12 protein-coding genes are annotated in these 20154 nt (G+C 70.7%); 4 read left to right on the top strand and 8 right to left on the bottom strand.

Annotated elements, in window-relative coordinates; translation table 11 throughout:
• The first annotated feature begins 230 nt into the window (after nucleotides 1-230).
• On the top strand, nucleotides 231-2585 hold the full coding sequence (locus A3CQ_RS0111835) for a toxin glutamine deamidase domain-containing protein (protein WP_020511150.1): 2355 nt from the start codon (nucleotides 231-233) through the stop codon (nucleotides 2583-2585).
• Here the strand turns inward: A3CQ_RS0111835 and dnaB are convergent.
• Complete coding sequence (gene dnaB / locus A3CQ_RS0111840; protein WP_026205605.1) at nucleotides 2582-4006, bottom strand: replicative DNA helicase; 1425 nt, start codon at nucleotides 4004-4006, stop codon at nucleotides 2582-2584. The two genes, A3CQ_RS0111835 and dnaB, sit on opposite strands and share 4 nt — an antisense overlap.
• Before the next feature lie 380 nt (nucleotides 4007-4386).
• Here dnaB and A3CQ_RS0111845 point away from each other — a divergent pair, with 380 nt between their 5' ends.
• Nucleotides 4387-8772, top strand: coding sequence for a hypothetical protein (locus A3CQ_RS0111845; RefSeq protein ID WP_157295715.1), 4386 nt, complete (start codon nucleotides 4387-4389; stop codon nucleotides 8770-8772).
• Between the two features lie 85 nt (nucleotides 8773-8857).
• Here the strand turns inward: A3CQ_RS0111845 and rplI are convergent, their stop codons facing one another.
• The 5 genes from rplI to A3CQ_RS57275 form a co-directional block, all read right to left on the bottom strand.
• A complete protein-coding gene (rplI, locus tag A3CQ_RS0111850; protein ID WP_020511152.1) occupies nucleotides 8858-9307 on the bottom strand; it encodes a 50S ribosomal protein L9 in 450 nt (149 codons plus the stop codon).
• A gap of 14 nt (nucleotides 9308-9321) precedes the next feature.
• Nucleotides 9322-9561 carry a 30S ribosomal protein S18 gene (rpsR, locus tag A3CQ_RS0111855; protein WP_007073789.1) on the bottom strand — a complete coding sequence of 80 codons (240 nt, stop codon included), beginning with the start codon at nucleotides 9559-9561 and terminating at the stop codon, nucleotides 9322-9324.
• Between the two features lie 36 nt (nucleotides 9562-9597).
• Complete coding sequence (locus tag A3CQ_RS0111860; protein ID WP_020511153.1) at nucleotides 9598-10161, bottom strand: single-stranded DNA-binding protein; 564 nt, start codon at nucleotides 10159-10161, stop codon at nucleotides 9598-9600.
• 66 nt (nucleotides 10162-10227) lie between these two features.
• Entirely contained in the window at nucleotides 10228-10518 is a 291-nt protein-coding gene (gene rpsF / locus A3CQ_RS0111865; RefSeq protein WP_014448192.1) for a 30S ribosomal protein S6, read from the bottom strand.
• Between the two features lie 312 nt (nucleotides 10519-10830).
• Nucleotides 10831-11826, bottom strand: a complete 996-nt coding sequence (locus A3CQ_RS57275; RefSeq protein ID WP_026205607.1) for a hypothetical protein — start codon at nucleotides 11824-11826, stop codon at nucleotides 10831-10833.
• A 106-nt stretch (nucleotides 11827-11932) separates the two neighbouring features.
• Between A3CQ_RS57275 and A3CQ_RS0111875 the strand changes: the two genes are divergently transcribed.
• Entirely contained in the window at nucleotides 11933-12709 is a 777-nt protein-coding gene (locus tag A3CQ_RS0111875; RefSeq protein WP_026205608.1) for a deoxyribonuclease IV, read from the top strand.
• A gap of 754 nt (nucleotides 12710-13463) precedes the next feature.
• Complete coding sequence (locus A3CQ_RS52460; RefSeq protein ID WP_245577184.1) at nucleotides 13464-15503, top strand: hypothetical protein; 2040 nt, start codon at nucleotides 13464-13466, stop codon at nucleotides 15501-15503.
• A gap of 331 nt (nucleotides 15504-15834) precedes the next feature.
• On the opposite strand, the gene A3CQ_RS0111885 is transcribed toward A3CQ_RS52460, so the two are convergent.
• Both A3CQ_RS0111885 and A3CQ_RS0111890 read right to left on the bottom strand, forming a co-directional pair.
• Nucleotides 15835-17364, bottom strand: a complete 1530-nt coding sequence (locus A3CQ_RS0111885; RefSeq protein WP_020511157.1) for a glycosyltransferase family 87 protein — start codon at nucleotides 17362-17364, stop codon at nucleotides 15835-15837.
• Nucleotides 17365-17516: 152 nt separating this feature from the next.
• Nucleotides 17517-19988: a transglycosylase domain-containing protein gene (locus tag A3CQ_RS0111890; protein ID WP_245577185.1), complete on the bottom strand. Its 2472-nt coding sequence runs from the start codon at nucleotides 19986-19988 to the stop codon at nucleotides 17517-17519.
• Nucleotides 19989-20154 lie beyond the last annotated feature (166 nt).

A 20154-nucleotide genomic window follows, 5' to 3' on the forward strand; every position in this document is an offset into this window, starting at 1 on the left:
TTGGCCGCCGCGTCCGCCGCTCGGCCGTGGGGCGACGACGAGGCCGGGCGTGCCTTCGAGAGCCGCTACCGCCCGATGGAAGCACACGTTTTGTCGGCCTGGGCCCAGTTGGCGCGATATGTGGAGGGCCTCGGCGACTCCGCCGCACGTTCCATTCGCGACAGTCAGGACGCCGACGCTGGCGCCGAGGTCGGCGCCGCCACAGCCCGCCGCGTCACGCAGGAGATGCCGTGACGCTCCTGCCCAGCCCGATCCCGCACCCGCTCGACCACTGCCCCTTCGACGTGCCCGGCTGGGCCTACGAGGCGCTCGAGTCGGTGGTCGAGCTCGACTGGCCGGCCGGCAACGAGTCCGCCACCTGGGATGTCGCCGACCGCTGGTTCGCCCTGGCCCGGACGCTCGCCGACCCGCACGACGAGGCCATCGCCGCCGCCGCGGAGATCATGGTCGCCTATGACGGGGACGCCAGACGCGGGTTGGCCGGCGACCCGTCCCCGTCGCTCGACGCGCTCGTGGAGATCGCCGCCGATGTCGGAGCACTGGTTGAGGAGTGCGGACGGTCGCTCGAGGCCGCCAAGCTCGAGGCCTGGATCGAGATCGGCCTGTTCCTCACCGAGCTGGTCGGCATGACGATCTCGGCGGCGCTCACACTGGGCGCCGCGTCGCCGGCCGCGGGCGGCCTGATCGCGGCCACCAGGCTCACCATCCGGCAGATCCTCCAGCGTTTGGTCGCGGAGATGAGAGGCGGCGCCAGCATTTCCGGCCGTACGCCGGGAGCACCCGTCCCGTCGTCGACGTCGGACGAGACCGTAACGCGGCGTTTGTTCCCTCCGGCCTCGGGATCTCCCGGTGGCCCTGAGGCGGCCGAGGGCCGGACAACGGTCGCCCAATCCCATCCAGCGGATTCTGTCGCCCCAACTGTCGCGAATCTGACAGCTCCCCGCAGCCCGGCCCAAATCGTCTCGGCACGCCCCGCGGAGGACACGATCGGCCCGCCGGACGCGCGGCATCTCGCGGGCTCGCCGGCCGGTCCCACGTCGGGCGATCGGCCTGGTCAGCCCGCCTCCGCCCGGCCGAGCGCGAGGATAAACGCCGAGGGAGTGCTGCGGCGGTCCTATGGGATGACACCGGCCGCTCCTCGGGAAGTCGGTGACGGTGCCACGCGGCGGATTTCTCGGACCGAGTTGGAGCGGGTGGCCCGGTCCAATCGGGACGGAGTTTCTTCCTCCGCGGATCCGGGGGCGCGGACCGTCCGGATCTCAGCGCCCGCCCGGCCGATAGTGCCATTTCCCCGCTCCGGCGAGGCACCGTTGCACGACGGTGGGTCCTCGCATTATTCGGATGCCGCATCGACGCCATTTCCCGCCATTCCGGCGCTTGGCTCCTCGCCGCCGTCGAGTTCCGCCGATGCCACCGCATCGCCGCTCTCGTCCGCACATTTCGGATATGTCGCTGATGGCGCCTCGTCCTACGACGAAAATCGGCGCGAGGAATATATCGGCTTTTTGACGACCATTGCCGAGGGCACTCGGATAAAAATTCGCGACCTGGCCCGACTGGCCGACCGCGAGTTCCTCGGCGGCTCGACACTCCGCGGCGAGGAGCTACGGAAGCGAGTAAACGACCTCCGCGTGCTGCTGGGCGAGATCGACACCGAGGCGGCACGGCTCGACGGCCTGCCGCCGGCCACGCCCCGCGTGAGCACGCCCCGCGTGAGCACGCCCACCGCGAGCACGCCCACCGCGAGCACGCCCACGGCGAGCGCAGTCGCGGCGCCCCACATCGCCGAGCTCGCGGCCGGCGGGGTGCTCAGTGACGACCATTCCGCCCTGACCGGTGCCGACGGCCCGCCGCCCGTCTCGCAGACCCGGCGCTATGACACCTACGGCGGCCTGCGCGCTCCCCTGGCCGTACAGCAGAAGACTTTGGAAGATGCCGTGCCGAAAGCCGGCGACGGCCGCGCGTCACGCCTGCCCGACCCTCGAAAGGGCCAATGGTTCGGCCTGGCGAACGACGGCGGCCCCGGAGCCGACCCCGCCCGAGGCTTGAACTGCATCGACGGGGTTCTGGCGCTCTTCGACACCTATCTGCACGGCCGTCCCCGCGTCGCCGCCCCGAGAACCTTCGACGCCTACGCCCACGGCGACCCGAATCGCCCGACCGGCGGCGAATGGCACGGCCTGCAACGCGTGGCGGAGGCAACCGGCTCCACCTTCCAGAACCTCTGCCCGTTCCTGGGCGCCGCCGACCCGGCGACCGCGAAGCCCGCGGTGGACGCCGCCATGCAAAACCTGGCCAACCACATGCACAACACCGGCCACGGCGCGTTTGCCTTCATCCTCACCGACCTGGAAGGCGGCGGCTGCCACGCCTGGGCGGCGATCAACCACGACGGCACCATCCTCTTCCTGGACCCGCAGATAGCCCGCATCAGCGAGAACGCACCGCTCTACACCCACCGCGGCGCTCCCTCCCCCTCCAACGTCATCTCGATGGACGCCTTGGTGGTGGATGCCCACGCCCGCCCGGCGCCATTGCCCTACCACGGCCCCGGCCAATGGAGCACCAGCGACGGTCCTGGTTAGACGATCGCCATGTCGACAAAGCGGGACAGATGCAGCTGGGCGGCCACCGTCACGGTGTCGGTAGGGCCGTTTCGGTGCTTGGCGACGATGAAGTCGGCCTCACCCGCCCGCGGTGACTCCTTGTCGTAGTAGTCATCACGGTGAAGAAGGATGACAACGTCCGCATCCTGCTCGATCGAGCCAGACTCGCGCAGATCGGACAGTTGGGGGCGCTTGTCGGTTCGTTGCTCCGGGCCACGGTTCAGCTGGGAGACCGCGATCACCGGGCACTCGATCTCCTTGGCCAGGAGTTTCAGGCCTCGGGACAGGTCGGCGACCTCCTGCTGGCGGCTCTCGGTGCGTTTCGGCGAGGTCATCAGCTGGAGGTAGTCGACCACCAGGAGCTTGAGGTCGTGCCGCTGTTTGAGGCGGCGGGCCTTCGCCCGGATCTCCATGAGGTTCATGCTCGGGGTGTCGTCGACGAAGATCGGGGCCTCGCTGATCTCGCCCATGCGGCGGGCCAGCTTGCTCCAGTCGTCGTCGGTGAGCTGGCCGGAGCGCAGCACGTGGAGCGGGACACGGGCCTCGGCGGACAAAAGCCGCATCACCATCTCGATCTTGCTCATTTCGAGCGAGAAGATGGCGCTGGCGCAGTTGCTGCGGATTGCGGCATTACGGGCGAAGTCCATGCTGACCGTCGACTTACCGAGACCGGGGCGGCCGGCCACGATGATCAGCTGGCCGGGGTGCAGGCCGTTGAGCAGACGGTCCAGATCGGAGAAACCGGTCGGCACGCCGGACATCACGCCACCCTGCGCGCCGACCGCCTCGATCTCGTCGAGCGTGGGCTGCAGCATGTCGCCGAGGGCGGCGAAGTCCTCGCTCACCCTCTTTTCCGTGACGTCGTAGATGGCCTGCTGGGCCAGGTCGACGATGTCGTCGACGTCGCGGCCGCCGTTGCCGCCGGTGCCGTAGCCCAGCTGCACGATCTTCGTCCCGGCCTCGACGAGGCGGCGCAGGATCGCCCGCTCGGAGACGATGCGCGCGTAATAAGAGGCGTTGGCCGCGGTGGGCACGCTCTCGATCAGCGTGTGAAGGTACGGCACGCCGCCGATGCGCTGCAGGTCACCGCTGTCGGACAGGGCCGCGGCCACGGTCAGCGCGTCGGCGGGCTCACCCCGCCCGTACAGGTCGAGGATGACGTCGAAGATCGTGGCGTGCACCGGCCGATAGAAGTCGTGCACCTTGAGGATCTCGACGACGTCGGCGATCGCGTCCTTGGAAAGCAGCATGCCGCCGAGCACGCCCTGCTCGGCCGCCACATCTTGCGGCGGTGACTTGTCGTAACCCCCGCCCGACGGTCCGTCGCCTCGTGGCGGCCCCCCGGGCGATGCCTGGGCTGGTGGCCGCGACTCCGGCCGTGCGTCGTCAGTGATCGACACCCGGACCCCCTCCGCTCGCCGTGCCTGTTGCTCGTGATCCAACAGCCCGGGTATGACACTTTTGGCTGAACCCTCGCCTTGATCACGAAAATTAACTCGATCAAGAACTTCCGCGAGGTTGCATCACTCTACGAACCGGGCCGTCACCTGCCCAACTGCGCCGGTGGACGAGCCTCTGGACAACCTGTGGACATCCCGCCCCAGCCTGTGGGCAGCCCTGTGCAAAGGCTGTGCACAACTTCTCGGCATGCCATCACGTGTGCCTTGTCCAGCAGGAATAACGTCGTCAACAGCTGTGGAGGGAGAAAAAGAAGCCGCGCGTGAGCAAGCCATCGCCCGGAGGCGTTGCGGTTCGGTCTCTTGCACGTCACGCTTTCTGGGTGGACCAACGGGAATGGGACTACGGCAGCCGCATGCCGCGCGATCGTCGCGCGGCGCAGCCGTGGCCCTCCGAGAGTCCGGAGCATACGGATTTCGCCGAGCCTGAGCAGAAATGGGAGTCGCTGACCGACACCGGCAGCATGCAGCCCAGCCCCGAGGCTCTCGCCTGGCAGCGCCGCGCGGACGCGTGGGCCCAGCAGCCCGAGTCCGATTCTCAGGCGGTCGAGCCGGCCAACCGCTGGTCAGAGGTGGCGTCGACGGGCCGCACCGCGTTCCCGGCCGACGGCGTCGGCTGGCGCACCGAGACGGCGGAGTGGCGGGCCACGGGCGCGCGCTGGCGGCAGACCACCGAGTGGCGCTCCACCACCGGCACGCACGGCTGGCGCTCCACCACCGAGGCCTGGCAGAGCGGCGGCGCGAGCTCGTACGACCCGCCCGCCGAGACCCCCTCCACCCAACCGGCGATCTCCAGCACCCCGTGGTCGGCCGACCAGCCGGCCGACGAGGGCCGTCCCGCATGGCAGCAGTTCACCGGGCCGGCGCAGCCCTGGGAGCAGCAGCAGGCCACCCCGAGCTGGCAGCAGCCGTCGCAGCGCCCGCCGGCCGAGAGTTCCCCGTCCTGGCAGCAGCTGGTCGACGGCAAGTCCGCCACCGAGCCGCCCCGGGATTCCACGAGTCGCCCGTCCTGGCAGCGCGACGCCATCGAGGGCACCGCGACCTGGAACGATGCCGCCGGCTCCACCAAAGACTCCGAGTCCATGTCCAGTTGGCTGCGCATGGACGATCCGGCCGAGACGCCGAGTTGGCAGACACCGCGCGACGACGGCCGTCACCTCGTTCGCGAGGACGATCGCGCCGCCTGGCGCCGCGATGCCGAGCTGGGTGGTGGGTCACCGCCCGTCGGCCGCCGCCGGGCTCCCGAGGGTGACGCTCCAAGACCTTCCGGGGGTACGGGGTGGGCCGCGCGCTCGGATTCTGATCACTGGGCCGGTCACGCCGACACGGGCAACATCCAGCTGTACCCCGATCCGGCCACTCCGACGACGCCCACCTGGGCCGGGGCCGACCCGGCGGCGCGGCGCTACGACGACGGCTCCGCGGGCCGCCGGGCTCTTCCGTCCGGCGCCTACGACGACTCCGCCCGCGGCGCGAGTCCCTACGGCGAGCCGACCCGCCGCAGCCGCCACACCGACCCCGCCGCCGATCAGGCCGCCCGCTCGGCCGGCGCCGCGTCGGCTCCGATGCCGCTGAGCTACGACACCCGCCCCGGCGGCAGCCACGCGGCCGAGCCCGCGCCCGGCCCGCGCCGAGGCCGTTACGCCGACGACGCCCCACCGGTCGAGACCCCGCGCGGTTACACGCCCGATACGCCCGGCTTCGGCCGCGGCGCGGCGACGGGCTACCCGGCCGAGCCACCGGCCGCCGCCCCGACCACGGGTTTTGGACGCGCTGGGGGCAGGGCCGGTCGTGGAGCGAGCGATGCGCCGTCCAACCCCGGCTTCGGCAGCGGCCCGGCCGACACCCCCGCCGGCGGCTTCGGCCGCCGCGGTGCGGGTTTCGCCGAGCCCCCTTCCGCGTCGCCGACCAGCAGCTACGGTCGCGGCGCGGCGTCCGGCTACGCCACCGAGCCACCGCCCGCCCCCAACGGCAACTTCGGCCGCGGCGCGGGCCTGGCCGAACCACCCTCGGCCTCCCCGACCAGCAGCTACGGACGTGGTGCGGGCCTCGCGGAGCCGCCTTCGGCTACCCCACCCGGCGCCTTCGGGCGCGGCGCGGGTTCCGCCGAACCGCGCTCGGCTTCCCCGGCCGGCGGCTTCGGGCGTGGCGCCGGTTTCCCCGAGCCGCCCTCCGCCGCACCCACCAGCAGCTACGGCCGCGGCGCAGCCGGCTACCCACCGGAGCCGCCCGCCGCCTCCGCACCCGGCTTCGGCCGAAGCGCGGGCCTGGCCGAGCCGCCCTCCGCCCCCACTAGCAGCTATGGCCGTGGTGCGGGCTTGGCGGAGCCGCCCGCAGCCGGCCCGACCAGCAGCTACGGACGCGGCGCTGGCTTGGCCGAGCCGCCTTCCGCCGCCCCAACCAGCAGCTACGGACGCGGAGCGGGCCTGGCCGAGCCGCCGGCAGCGGCACCGACCAGCAGCTATGGGCGCGGTGCAGGTTTCGCCGAGCCACCTGCAGCCGCCCCGACCAGCAGCTATGGGCGCGGTGCGGCGCCGGCCTATCCGACCGATCAGCCGCCCCCCGGCGGCGGTCGACGCCGCGGCCGCGACGCCGCCGAGCCGTTCGCCGACGAGGCTGCCGCACGGAGTGGGCCTGGCGGCCGCCGTTCCCGGGCCGAGGAGCCGCCGGCGCCGGCCGGCCGTGGCGGCAAGGCGCGCTACAACGAGGTTCACGACGACTGGCGTGAGCACACCGGCTCGTGGTCGGCCGAGCCCGACACCAGCAGCTGGGTGCGCGACCCCGACACCGGTCAGTGGAGCCGCTCCGACGACGACCCGCGCGTGCTGGCCTGGCGCGAAGAGGCCGCCCGCCGCGACTCGATGAACCACGCCGTGCCCGCACGCCGCGAGCTCCCGGCCGGCCCCGCCAAACCGGAGCCCCCGGCCGATGACTGGCGCGGCGACGCCGGCCCATCCAGCTCCCCGCGCAGCGCCATGCCGGCCGCGCCCCGCAGTGGCATGCCGGCCTCACCGCGCAGCGCCATGCCCGCCGCGCCCCGCAGCGGCATGCCGTCGAGCGCCCAACGCAGCGCGACCCCCTTCGGTCCCCGGCCCGACGACACCCCCGGCTACCCGGACGCGGGCCCGACGAGCACCCCACGCAGCGGCACGCCCTACGGCACCCCGCGCCGCGAGCTCCCGAGCGGCCGCGCCCGACCCGACGACACCGGGTTCGGAGCGGCTCCGGCGAGCGGCCCGTCCTACGGCGGCACGTACGGCAGCCCACGCCGCGAGCTTCCCAGCGGCCGCGCCCGACCCGACGACACCGGGTTCGGAGCGGCCCCCACCAGCGGCCCTTCCTACGGCGGCGGCCCGGGAGCCGACGGCTTCGGCAGGTCTTCCGGCCCGGCATACGGCGGCAGTGGTTCGACCTACGGCAGCGCCGCGGGCAGCGGTCCTGCTTACGGCGGTGGCCCGGGGGGTCCCAGCTACGGCAGCCGCCGCGCGCTCCCGAGCGGCCGCTCCGGCGCCGACGACCCGGCCGCCTACCGCAACGGCAGCATGTACGACGACGAACCGGGCAACGCGCCACGCAGCGGTCCGCCCTATGGCGACGGTCCCGGCGGCCGGCGCGGTGGCACGACCTACGGCGACAGTCCCCCGCGCAACGGAACCCCCTATGGCGGCCCGCCTTTCGGTGACGGCCCGGGCGGCGCCCCACGCGGGGGCACGCCCTACGGTGACGGGCCGGGCAGCGCGCCGCGGAGCGGTACCCCCTACGGTGGTCCCGCCGACTATCGGGCCGGCGTTCGTCACGACGACGATGACGAGCCGTCGATCGGCGGTGGCCGCCGTCGCGCCGACTACGACGACGAACCGATGGGCCCCGACTCCTGGCGTCGCACGCCCGACGCCGGCCAGGCCTGGCCGAGCCGCGCGCTGGGTGCGGCCGCCGAGACCCCGCCGTGGTCGCGCGGCGGTGCGCCCGCCGATCCGCGGCAACGCCCCGACCCGGGCGATTGGCGGCTCGAGTTCGCCGAGCCCGCGGAGAACGGTCACGGCTCGGCCGCCTACCGCGAGGGCGGCGGCCGAGAGGCCGTTGGCGGCGACTGGCGGCAGGATCTGTCGGACGGTGACGATCTCGGCGACGGCGAGTCCCGGCGCTACGGCACCTCGGACTACGTGCCCTTTCGGTCGGGCGGGGCCGCAGCGGTCCCGCGATCCTCGAACTTATCGATGACCTCGACGTCGCTGATCTCGCCGGTCCCTCGCGAGCAGCGCGATCCGATGGTGCGCCCGCAGCGTTCGGGCAACGGGATCCAGCAGAGTTTGACCGGCTCTTATGAGCGCCGCCCCGTCACCGGCGGCTTCCCCATGAGCCGGAGGAGCGACCTGCTCGATCCGGACGACGAGGAGGGTGATCAGGACTCCGGGGGAACTCTCGCCGCGATCGGCTACACGGTGATCTGGTACGGCGTGCCCATCGTCCTGTTCGTCGTCTACATGCTGGTGATCGACACCGGCTCGCAGTCGCACGCCCTCGGCACGCTGGCCAAGGCGGCGCCGCAGTTCCTCATCTCGCTCGTGCTGAGCGTCCTCGTCGCCCTGGGCCTGCGAAAGTTCAGCAGCAACTGGAAGGCGATCAGCGTCGGCCTGGCCGCCGCGGTCGTCGGCGGCGGACTGGCCACAGTGCTCAGTTCCGCGATCACCGGCAACAGCCTGAGCTAGGTGCGCAGGGCTGGAACGCGGGGCTGGAACGCAAACGGCGCGCCGGGCGGAAGCCCAGCGCGCCGTCGACGCGTAGAACGCCGTATTACTTGGCGGCCACCACGTTGACCGGGAAGGTCGCGGTCACCTCGGGGTGCAGCTTGACCTGGACGTTGTACGCGCCCGTGGTCTTGATGTGACCCGGCATCTCGAGACGACGCCGGTCGAGCACCGGACCGCCGGCGGCCTTGACCGCGTCGACGATCTCGGCCGGGGTGATCGAGCCGAACAGGCGCCCGCCGTTGCCGGAACGCGCGGACAGCGTGACCTTGAGGCTGGACAGCTGTGCCTTGACCTCGTTGGCCTGACCCAGGTCGCGGATCTCGCGGGCATCGCGAGCCCGCTTGATGACCGAAACCTGCTTCTCGGCGCCCTTGCTCCACTGGATCGCGAAGCCCTGCGGCAGCAGGTAGTTACGGCCGTAGCCGTTCTTGACCTCGACGATGTCGCCGGGGGTGCCGAGACCCGACACCTCCTGAGTGAGGATGATCTTCATATCGTGGATCCTCCTCAGCGCGCCGTCGCCGTGTACGGCAGAAGCGCCATCTCGCGGGCGTTCTTGACCGCGCGGGCGATCTGCCGCTGCTGCTGAGAGGTCACCCCGGTCACCCGGCGAGCGCGGATCTTGCCGCGGTCAGAGATGAACTTCCGCAGCAGGGCGGTGTCCTTGTAGTCGATGTAGGTGATCCCGTCCTTGTCGAGCGGGTTCACCTTCTTCTTCGGCTTGCGAAGCGCCGCAGCCTTAGCCATTGCTCTTACTCCTGAACTCTTTGCTGCCCGCACGGGCTAGAAGGGAGGCTCGTCGTCGAACGAGGAGTTGCCGCCCCCGCCGCTTGGACGGGAGCCGGAGGCCGGAGCCGCCGTAGCCCACGGGTCGTCGAAGTTGCCCCCGCCGCCGGTGCCACCGCTGCTGCCACCGCTGGGCTGCCGGTTACCGCCGCCGCCACCGTTGGAGGCGCCGAAGCCGCCGCCACCACCCCCGGAGCGGCTCATCCGCTGCACCTTCGCCGTCGCATACCGCAGCGACGGGCCGATCTCGTCGACCTCGAGCTCGTAGACGGTGCGCTTCTCTCCCTCGCGGGTCTCGTAAGACCGCTGGCGCAGCCGGCCCTGCACGATCACCCGAGCGCCACGCTGCAGCGACTCGGCGACGTGCTCGGCGGCGTCACGCCAGATGTTGCACGCAAGGAACAGTGGCTCGCCGTCTTTCCACTCGCCCGACTGCCGGTCCAGAGTGCGCGGCGTGGACGCGATGCGGAACTTGGCAACCGCCGCACCCGAGGGGGTGAAGCGCAGCTCGGGATCGTCGGTGAGGTTACCGACGACCGTGATAACGGTTTCTCCTGCCATGATCTACTCCTCGCCGCTGTTCTCGTTCGTAGGAGGTTCTCAGAACCCCCTGACAAAAACGAGCGGTCAGCGGGTCTCGGGCCGAATGACCTTGGTACGGAGGATGGACTCGTTGAGCCGCAGCTGACGGTCCAGCTCAGCGACGGCCTCGGGGGTCGCCTGAAGGTCGACGACGGCGTAGATGCCCTCGGCCTTCTTGTTGATCTCGAACGAGAGCCGGCGACGGCCCCACACGTCGAGCTTCTCCACCGAGCCACCCGCGGTCCTGATCACGTTCAGGTACTGGTCGAGCGACGGGGCGACGGTGCGCTCCTCGAGCGACGGATCGAGGATCACCATGAGTTCGTAATGACGCAAGACGTTCTCACCTCCTGTGGGCTGAGCGGCCACGGTCTCTCCGTGGCAGGAGGTCTTGTGTCGATCGCATTGAAAAGCCGTGGGTATCTGCCCACGGCGGTCACACTGCGAACCGAGCAAGCATACCTACCGGTCCCGAGCTGCCCAAATCCGGCCGGGAACACGAAAGAGGACCCCGTCGGCGGACGAGGTCCTCTTTCATTCGGGAGCCGCGGGGCGTCCGTTCCGCTTTCGCTGGGTGGGACCTGGGGAGGAACGACCACACCGATGAGGTTGGACGCGGCCGCCCCGCGGAGCTTGTTGACGACCAGCTTACGCCACTTTCGCCCGATTTGCACGTTGCGACACGATAGCCCGAATTGCCGCCGCGCCCACTCCCATCACACAGACAGCGGCGGTCAGCGCCAGCAGTCCGACCGGCCCGGTCTCGCGGATCGGCTCCATCGCCGCCACCGGCTCCGCCGCCGCGATCTCGGCGGGTGGCGCGGTCGCTGCCGCGGGCGTCGCATCCTGCGTGGCCGGTGCCAGATCCAGCTGCGGTACGGAGGGAATCAGCGTCTTCCGGTCACCGGGCGGCATGCCCGCGAACGCGGGGACCGTGCTTCCCGGCGTACGCGTGGATGGTTTGACTTTGACGCGCCCTGCGTTGCCGCCCTGCGGCATGCCCTGCACCGCGGTCGCGGCGACCTGAGCCACCGCTGAGCCGCGCATGGCCGCCGGAGCCCGCACCCCAGCCTGGCTGGTGGCCGGCGTCAGCCGGGACGGACGAGCCGCCGACGGCGAGTCCGGCAGCGCCGAGCCCGACGTGGGACCCGACGGCGAGTTCGAGGTCGCGGCGGCCATCGTCGACGCGCTCGAACCACCACCCGACGGTGCCGGCATCGGGTCGGGCATCTGCGCCGGCGCCGACGGAGCGGCCGTGACCAGCACCGGCGACGCGTCGTCGCCGAGCGCGCAGTTCGGCTTGAGCAGCACCGACGTGGTGCCCCGGCGGAAGACCACGTCGGTCGCGGCGTCGTCCGGCAGGGTGCCCTTGGTCTCGCCGGCGAGCAGCAGCCGGGCGCTGTATCCGGTCCGATTGATCACTCGCACCGTGCTGTCGGCCGGCACCATCATCTGCTCGATGTCGGGCCGGGAGTGACAGGACAGGCTGAGCATCCCGTTGTCGGAGAAGGTCACCTGCCGTCCACCCTCGCTCGACGGGCTCAGCTGCTCGGCGCTCGCCGTGCCGTTCGTCAGCAGCGGCGCGCCGAATATCAGCCCGCCGAGCACGATCGCCGTGATCCGATAGCGGAACTGCCGCGACATGCACCATCTCCCAGTCTGTGAACAAGCCTCGATTGGAGCTAACGAGGTCCGCCGGGGCGTGGTGACGCGACGAGAAACCGTCAGACCCGCGTCGTAGGCTCGTCCCATGCGTATCGGAGCCCATGTCGATCCAGCCGACCCACTGGAAGCAGCACGCGAACGCGGAGCCGACGCCGTGCAGTTCTTCCTGACCGACCCGCAGGGTTACAAAAGCCCCAAACCGCGTGACGACGCCGCGGCCCTGCGCGAGTCCGAGGTGGACGTTTACATCCACGCGCCCTACATCGTGAACGTCGCCTCACCCAACAATCGGATCCGTATCCCCAGCCGCAAACTGCTCATGGCACATGCCCGCGCCGCGGCCGAGCTGGGCGCGAAAGGCCTGATCGTGCACGGCGGCCACGTCGGCAAGGACGCCGATCTCGCCGCCGGCTTCGAGAACTGGCGCAAGGCCTTCGAGTACGCGGAATCCGACGGCGGCCTGCCCCTGCCGATCCTGATCGAGAACACGGCCGGCGGCGACAACGCATGCGCCCGCCGCTTCGACGATCTCGCCCGGCTCTGGGACGCCGTGGCCGGTTTCGGCGCGGGTTTCTGCCTCGACACATGTCACGCGTTCGCCGGCGGGGAAGACCTGGTCGGCGTGGTCGATCGGGTCAAGGCGATCACCGGCCGGATCGACCTTATTCACGCGAACGACTCGAAAGGTGGCTTCGACTCGGGTCAGGACCGGCACGACAACCTAGGGAATGGCAAGATCGACCCGGAGTTGGTGGTGGCCGCGATCCGGGCCTCGGGTGCACCGGCCGTCGTCGAGACGCCGGGCGGTGTCGAGGGCCAGACCGCCGACATCACCCTCCTGCGGGAGCGGGCGGGCCGCTGACGCGTCGCGCCGAGCCACCCGGCACTTGGGGAGGACCATGACCACCGACAAGCCGCAGGAGCAGCCGGCCGACGAGCCGACGCCCCGCGTCCCGGCGGCCGAGATCCTGCGCCCCGCGGCGCCGGTTCCCGCCCAGCGCCCCGAGCCCCCGGCGCCCACAAACCCACCTTCCGCACCACCGGAACCGGCGTCCGGATCAGCGAAAGCGGCTCCGCCGCCGCCCCGACCGGCAGCTACACCCCCATGGGGCCCGGCCGCCACACCACCGCCAGGACCAGCCGCTACGCCGCCTCCGGGGTCGGCTGCCACACAGCCGCTGGATCCGGCCGCCACGCCGCCCTCGGGGTCGGCTGCCACACAGCCGCTGGGTCCGGCCGCCACGCCGCCTCCGGGGTCGGGTGCCACGCCGCCGCTGGGTCCGGCCGTCTCGCCGCCGCGGCCCGTTGCTCAGCCGCCACACGCGGCTGCTTCGGCGTCACGACCGGCATTTGCGCCGCCGCGGCCGGGCACGGATGCTCCGATGACCGAGGCGGCCCGGGCTGCGCGGATGACGGAGGCGCTCGATGAGGCCGCTACCGTGCGCGTCGACGGCGACTCTGGTTGGCGGCGATTTCTCCGTGTCACCGGCCGACGCCGCTCCGCGTCTCCCGCGCGAGAGCTGGTAGCCGTCGGCACGGCCTCGGCGCCACCGACGGCACCTCCGTCCGATGTGTCTGTTTTGCCAGCCGATGCGACGGTCGCTCCACAAGAGAGGGTGAAGAGAAAGGAGCCGCTACCGAGCGAGCGTCCGGCCAACGCGCCGCCCGATCCGTGGAAGGCCTTCGCCACCACTGCCGAACGACCGCCTGGGCGCATCCGCCGCGGTTTGCGTGCGCTCGGCCGCGCCCTGATCCACGAGTACGCGGTGGTCACCTACGTCGCGGTGCTGCTCGCGGTCGCGATGACCTGGCCCACTCTGCGGTACCCGCTGCACACGCTGCCGCAGGACCTCGGTGACCCAGCCCGGCAGGCCTGGCAGATCGCCTGGAGCGGGCACATCCTGCTCACCGACCCGATCCGGCTCTGGCAGGCCAACACGTTTTTCCCCGAGCCCAACAGCTTCGCCTTCGGCGACAGCCTGCTCGGCTACGCGCCGGCCGGCATGATCGGCCAGGGACCGCTGGCCGCCGCGCTGCGATACAACATTCTCTTCGTGCTGGCCCACGCGCTGTTGCTGATCGGGGCCTACGCCCTGGTTCGCCAGCTCGGTGCCGGCCGCACCGGCTCGGCTGTGGCCGCGGTTGCCTTCGCCTACGCACCTTGGCGCCTCGCTCAGGAGGGCCACCTCGACATCATCTCGGCCGGGGGCATCCCGCTCGCGCTGGCCATGATCGCCCGCGGGCACGGCTGGTCGATGCGGCGCGGCTTCCGCCGGACCCACCGCAGCGTCGGCTGGGCGGCGGCCGGCTGGCTCGTGGCCGCCTGGCAGGTAAGCCTCGGCTTCTCACTCGGGTTGCCGTTCCTCGGCGTGCTCGGGCTCATCCTGCTGGTGCTGCTGGTCCGCCTGCCGATCCGGTGGCTGCGGCGCCCCGCCGAGCGCCCGGTGCTGGGTTGGCGTCTGCTCGCCGTCGACGTCATCGGCCCGCTGATCGTGGCCTGCATCGCCGCGCTGATCGCGATCCCCTACGTGCGCCGCGGCGGCACGAGCACCGCCACCGCCGAGATCAAGTTCTTCTCGCCGCCGCTGCGCAGCCTGCTGATCGGCCCGGCCGAGTCGCGGCTGTGGGGCGGCGCGCACCAGGTGCCGCGTTCGTCGCTGAGCTGGCCGGCCGAGATGTCACTGCTGCCGGGCTTCGTCCTCTACGCCCTGGCGCTGGCCGGACTGGCCTTCTCCATCTGGACTCTCTGGCAGCGGCTGCTCCTGCTGTCCGGGCTGGCCGCCACGATCATCCTGACCTTGGGCACGAACTTCTTCGACGGCCGCTGGACGTACCTTCCTCTCTTCGGTCACCTGCCCGCCGCGCTCGGCACGCGCATTCCCGGTCGGCTCACGCTCTGGGCGACGTTGTTACTGGCGATTCTGGCCGCCGGTGCCGTGGCCGAGTTCGTCCGCCGGGCCGAACACTGGGCCGAGCAGCGCATCCCGCCGTGGCCCGGCCCGTGGCTGCGCCTGGCCACCCTGATCCCGCTCGTGCTGGTGCTGGCCGAGGGGTGGAACGCGACCGCGCACCCGGTGATCCCCGCCCAGCCGGCCGCCATGCGCACGGTCAGCGGCCCGATGCTGGTTCTGCCCACGTCGGAGCTCACCGATCAGATGATCATGTTCTGGTCGACGACCCGCTTCCAGCACATCGCCAACGGCTCGGGCGGTTTCGCCGCCGCCCACCAGGCCGAGATGCGCCGCAACGTGGCCACGTTCCCCGACGCCGCGAGCATCGAATATCTCCGCAGCCAGGGCATCTACACGGTGGTCCTGCTGCGTGCCTACGTCGCCGGCACCCCTTGGGAACGGGCCGGCGACATTCCCGTCGACTCCCTCGGCATCACCCGCGAGGACCTGGACGACGCCGTCCTGTTCCGCCTGAACCCATCCGCCGCAAACTCCCAGCCCGGCAGCACCGGCACCCAACCGGGCACAGGCACGCAGCCGGGCACCGGCCTTCAGCCAGGCACGGGTACGAACACGCAGCCGGGCCTACCGCCGCAGCAGGGCACAGGCGACCAGTTCGGCGTCCCACCCGGGACGGCCACCCAGCCAACGCTGAACGCCCAGCCCGACGGCCCGCCAACGCTCATCGCCGCCGCGGGCAGATAGCGGCCGACCCGCGCAGACGACAGAGCAGTCGGCGGAGCCTGGCCTTGTTCGCGGCGGACCCGGTCGGGCTGGCGATTGGGGCGGGCGAGCGCATCGATCGCGCCGGACCAGCACCTCAGCGCGCGGCTGCCGGGGGACGAGCCGCGCCTGCGGCCACGTCAGCGCGCGGCCGGGCCGGTCGAGCACGTCAGCGCACGGCGGCGCGCACGTCGGCTTGTGCCGGGCCGGTCGAGCACGTCAGCGCGCGGCGGCGCGCACATCAGCTTGTGCCGGGCCGGTCGAGCACGTCAGCGCACGATCGAGCGCAATGGCCGCATCGGGCGGGGGCGGGTCAGGTGGTGAGGGCGGCGGGCTCTGGCGTCGCCGGAGGCTCGGGTGGGGTCTCCGACTTCGGCTGGCGGGTGAAGGCTCGGCGGAAGTTTTCGATCCAGGCGGCGTCGGGGCGGTTCAGGTCACCGCCGTCCGGGTCGTCGGCGTAGGTCTGGCGGACCACGTCGAGCTCCGGCCTCCAGATCTCGCGGATCACCAGGCCACACAGGACGGCGACCGTGACGATGCGCAGGGTGGCGGCCAGCACGAACGTGCCTTCGGGGATCACCGGTTTTCCGCCGGCGCCGAGCAGCTCGGCGTAGAAGGCGGTGAAGTAGCCGAACTCGGCGACGGTCCAGGCGAGGATCGCTCCCCAGCGCGGCCGGGCCAGCACGATCAGCGGGAGCAGCCAGAGGACGTACTGCTGGGACCAGACCTTGCTGAAGATCAGGAACGCGGCGACGACCAGGAACGCGAGCTGGGCCAGGCGCGGGCGGCGGGGCGCGGCGAACGACAGGATCGCGATGGCGACGCAGGCGAGCCCGAACAGCCCGTACGTGATGATGTTGAGCGTCGGAACGTGGTTGCTGAGCCACTGGAACGGGCCCTGGTCGCCGCCCCCGCCGCTGTGCCACTTGCCGTCCAGGTAACGCCCGACGTACCAGAACGTGCCCCAGTCGATCGGCCGCTCGCTGTTGAGCTTGAAGAAGCGCAACCAGCTGTCGTGGTAGAGGTACCAGATCGGGAAGTTGACGACGATCCACGTGCCGGCGGTCGCCAGGAACGCCCACAGCCACTTGTCGACGGATTTCGAGCGCAGCGCGAGCACCAGCAGCGGGCCGAGGATGAACAGCGGCCACAGTTTCGCCGCCGCACCCAGACCTAAGAAGACGCCCGCCCACGCCGGATGTCGTTTGGCCCAGAGGTACAGCCCGATCGCGGCAAGCCCGATCGCCAGAAAGTCCCAGTTGACGGTGGCCGTGAAGAAGATGATCGGCGAGAGCGCGAAGATCGCGGCGTCCCATGGTCGTCGGCGGCGCAGCGCGAGAATCACGGCCGCGGTGGCCACGGCCAGCCCGGAGAGCACCAGCGCGTTCGCGTTGTAGAACCACTGGCCCTGGTTGATCTCGGGGTGCTTCACGCCGTACGCGTGGATCGGGAGGCCCAGCGCACCCATGAAGTAGCCGGTGACCACCGGGTATTCCACCGGGTGGTCCTTGTAGGGCACCTTGCCGTCGTTGAGCCCCTCGGCGTAGTACAGCGCCAACACGTCGGTGTAGCAGAACCGGGTGTACTGGATGTTCTTCTGCCAGTCACCGGTCTGGCACGGTGATTTCTGCACCCACGAGAACGCCAGCGTGATGCACGTCAGCGCCAGGATGATGCGGGCCGCCGTCCAGAACCGTCCGCGTCTCGCCTCGGGCCGCACGGCGTGCCCGCCCAGTGGTCCACCGATCGCCTCGGAGAGGCCGCGCACGAACGGGTCGGCGGTCGCCACGGCCGCCTGCGCATCCTCGGGGCGGTCGATGTCCCCGGACGGTTGGGTGCTCATGACAACGCATCATGCCGTATCGGACGCCGATCGTCGGACACAACTTCCGGCGTACGTGAGAAAGCCTGATGAAGCCCCATGACGGCGCGAACGACAACGGCCGGCGTGCGCCCCGAAGGGCGTACGCCGGCCGTGGGAAAGCGGATGGGCCGCTAACCGGTAGCTGGTGTCGTAGCTATGTCTTGTTGTGTTGGGGTCGTGCCGTCGTTGGTGGTGGTCGTGCCGCCACCGCCCCCACCGTTGCCGCGACCGCCGCCGTTGTTACCGCCGTTGGGGCCGCCACCGTTGTTGCCGTCACCGGGGCAGGTCCCGCCGATCAGCGAGAGAGCGCAGGTGTTGGGGTCGACCGGCGGCTCGATCGGCTTGATGCCGTTGCCGAACTTGTCGGCCTCACCGGTCTTGATCCGGGCCGGGAAGTCTTCCTGCTTCCAGTCGAGGTTCTTGGTGACCGTGTCGAGGAACTGTTTCCAGATCCTCGACGGCACGCCGGCGCCGAACATGTCGTGGAACCGGCTGCTGCTCGCCGGATCGTGCAGCTCGACCTTGTTGTTCTTGCCGCCGACCCAGACTGTCGCGGCCAGCTGGGGGATGCCGCCGACGAACCAACAGTCACCGGAACCGGTGTGGCTGTCCTTGCCGTCGTCGTACTCCCAGGTGCCCGACTTGGCGATGCTCTCGCGGCCGCTGCGCAGGTCGCGTTTGTCGACGTCGACGATCTCCTTCATGACGCCCTGAAGGTTGGTCATCGTGTCCGCTCGGAAGACCCGGTTGCCCTGGTTCTTCTCCGGGTTGAGGATCTCGATCTTGCCGTCTTCCGGATTGACCCGCTTCACCTGCATCACGAAGTGGGCCGGGAAATGCACGCCGCCGTTGACGATCGTGGCGACGCCCTCGGCGTGCTCGAGCGGGACAATCCGGTACTGGCCGAACGCGACCTCATTGTCGAAATAGCCGGACTTCAGCCACGTCGACTTGTCGGTCTTGGTGAGGTCGACGTTCTTGCCGCTGTCGGTGAACATGTGCTTCAGGCCGGCCGCCTTGGCGGCGTCGATGACCTTGTCACGGCCCATCGCATCGGCGAGCCAATAGAAGGGGAAGTTGTACGACTTGATGGTCGCGGTCTCGAGGTCGCAGTCCTTCGTCTTGCCCTTGCAGATCGTGCCCGGGTCGGCGCCGGCGTTGTTGATCGGCGTGCCGTTGGGGCGCAGCTTCGAGCTGTCCCAGATGCTGTCGAAAGACAGGTCTTCCTGCAGGCCGGCCGCGAGCGTATAGATCTTGAAGCTCGAGCCGGGTGACTGCCCACCTAGGATCTTGGTGCCGTCGCCGGACATGTAGCCGCCGTAGTCGGTACCGGTCGGACTGTCACCGCCGTAGTAGCCGAGCACCCGTCCGTTGTTCGGATCGATGCCGATGACCGCGGCCTGGTAGGTCTTCGGCAGCTTGTGCATCGGCGATGTCGCCCGGGCGGCCGAACCCGCGTCCTCGGCGGCCTTCTGCACCACGGGGTTGATCGTGGTCTTGACGGTCAGGCCGCCCTGGTCGAACTCGGAGTCCGAGATGCCCATCTGCGCGAGCTCGGCCTTGACGTGCCGCAGGATCATGCCGGCCGGGGTGTCGGCGGCACAGGTCTTGCAGGAGTTCGCGTTCGGCTTCCGGACGGCTGGGTACTTCCGGGCGGCGTACACCTCGGGAGTGATCCAGTGCATCTCGAGCATGTTCTTCATCGTGTACTCCCACCGGTCCTTGGCACCGGAGGGGTTGTAGTTCGGGTCGTAGCCCTGCGACGCCGAGTTCGGGTAGGGCTGCTTGATGATCGAAGCGAGAACCGCGGCCTCGTACGGCGTGATCGCCTTCGGGTCTCCGGCCGGCGTGGTCACCGACTTGCCGAAGTAACCCTGCGCCGCGGCCTCGATGCCGTACCTGCCTTCACCGAGGTCGATGTAGTTCAGGTACATGCCCATGATCTGGTCTTTGTTGTACTGCGACTCGAGCTTGCGGGCGATGACCGCCTCGCGCAGCTTCCGGTTGATGCTGATGGCCTTGAGGTCGGCCGCATGCCGCGCGTACTGCTGCGTGATCGTCGAGGCGCCCTGCGTCGTCCCGCCGGTGAAGTTGTTCCACGCGGCGCGGACGATGCCCTTCATGTCGATGCCGTGGTGCGTGTAGAAGTTCTTGTCCTCGGCGGCCGCCACGGCGTGCTCGACGACTTCGTTGATCTTCTCTTCCGGCACCACGGTGCGGTTCTGCTCGCCCATCTTGGCCAGCACCGAGCCGTTGGAGTACTGGATGACGTTGGACTGGTCCTCGGTGACCGGCGGGGGAAGCGCCACGTCGTCGAAGAAGTAGGTGCCGCCGACGACGCCGGCACCGAGCAGGATGACCACCACGGCCGCCGCGGCGGTCAAGATGTTGGTACGCCGGCGGCGCTTGGCCGCCTTCGACTTGTCCTTGCCCCTGCCCTTGATGCCGCCGGGGCCATCCGGAGCGTCCAGACCGGGGTTGGGCCGCACCGCGGCGCGGGCCACCGAGGCCCGGGCGCCGACGGAGCTTGTGCCGGCTCCGACCGAGGCGCGCGCGCCCACGCGGGCGGAGCCGGTGGCGCCGCCCGGTACTGCTGTACCCACTGAGGCGCTGCCTACCGACGCACTGCCGACCGACGCGCGCCCACCAACCGACGCCGCGCCCACTGAGGCGCGACCGCCCGACCCGCGGCGGTATGCGTCCGGCGCGGGGCGTGCCGCGCTCGAATATCGGCTGGAGGGCTGGTCGTCGTCAGGCGCGGAGGCACCG

Source organism: Paractinoplanes globisporus DSM 43857 (assembly GCF_000379645.1).
GTDB classification, from domain to species: Bacteria; Actinomycetota; Actinomycetes; order Mycobacteriales; family Micromonosporaceae; genus Actinoplanes; species Actinoplanes globisporus.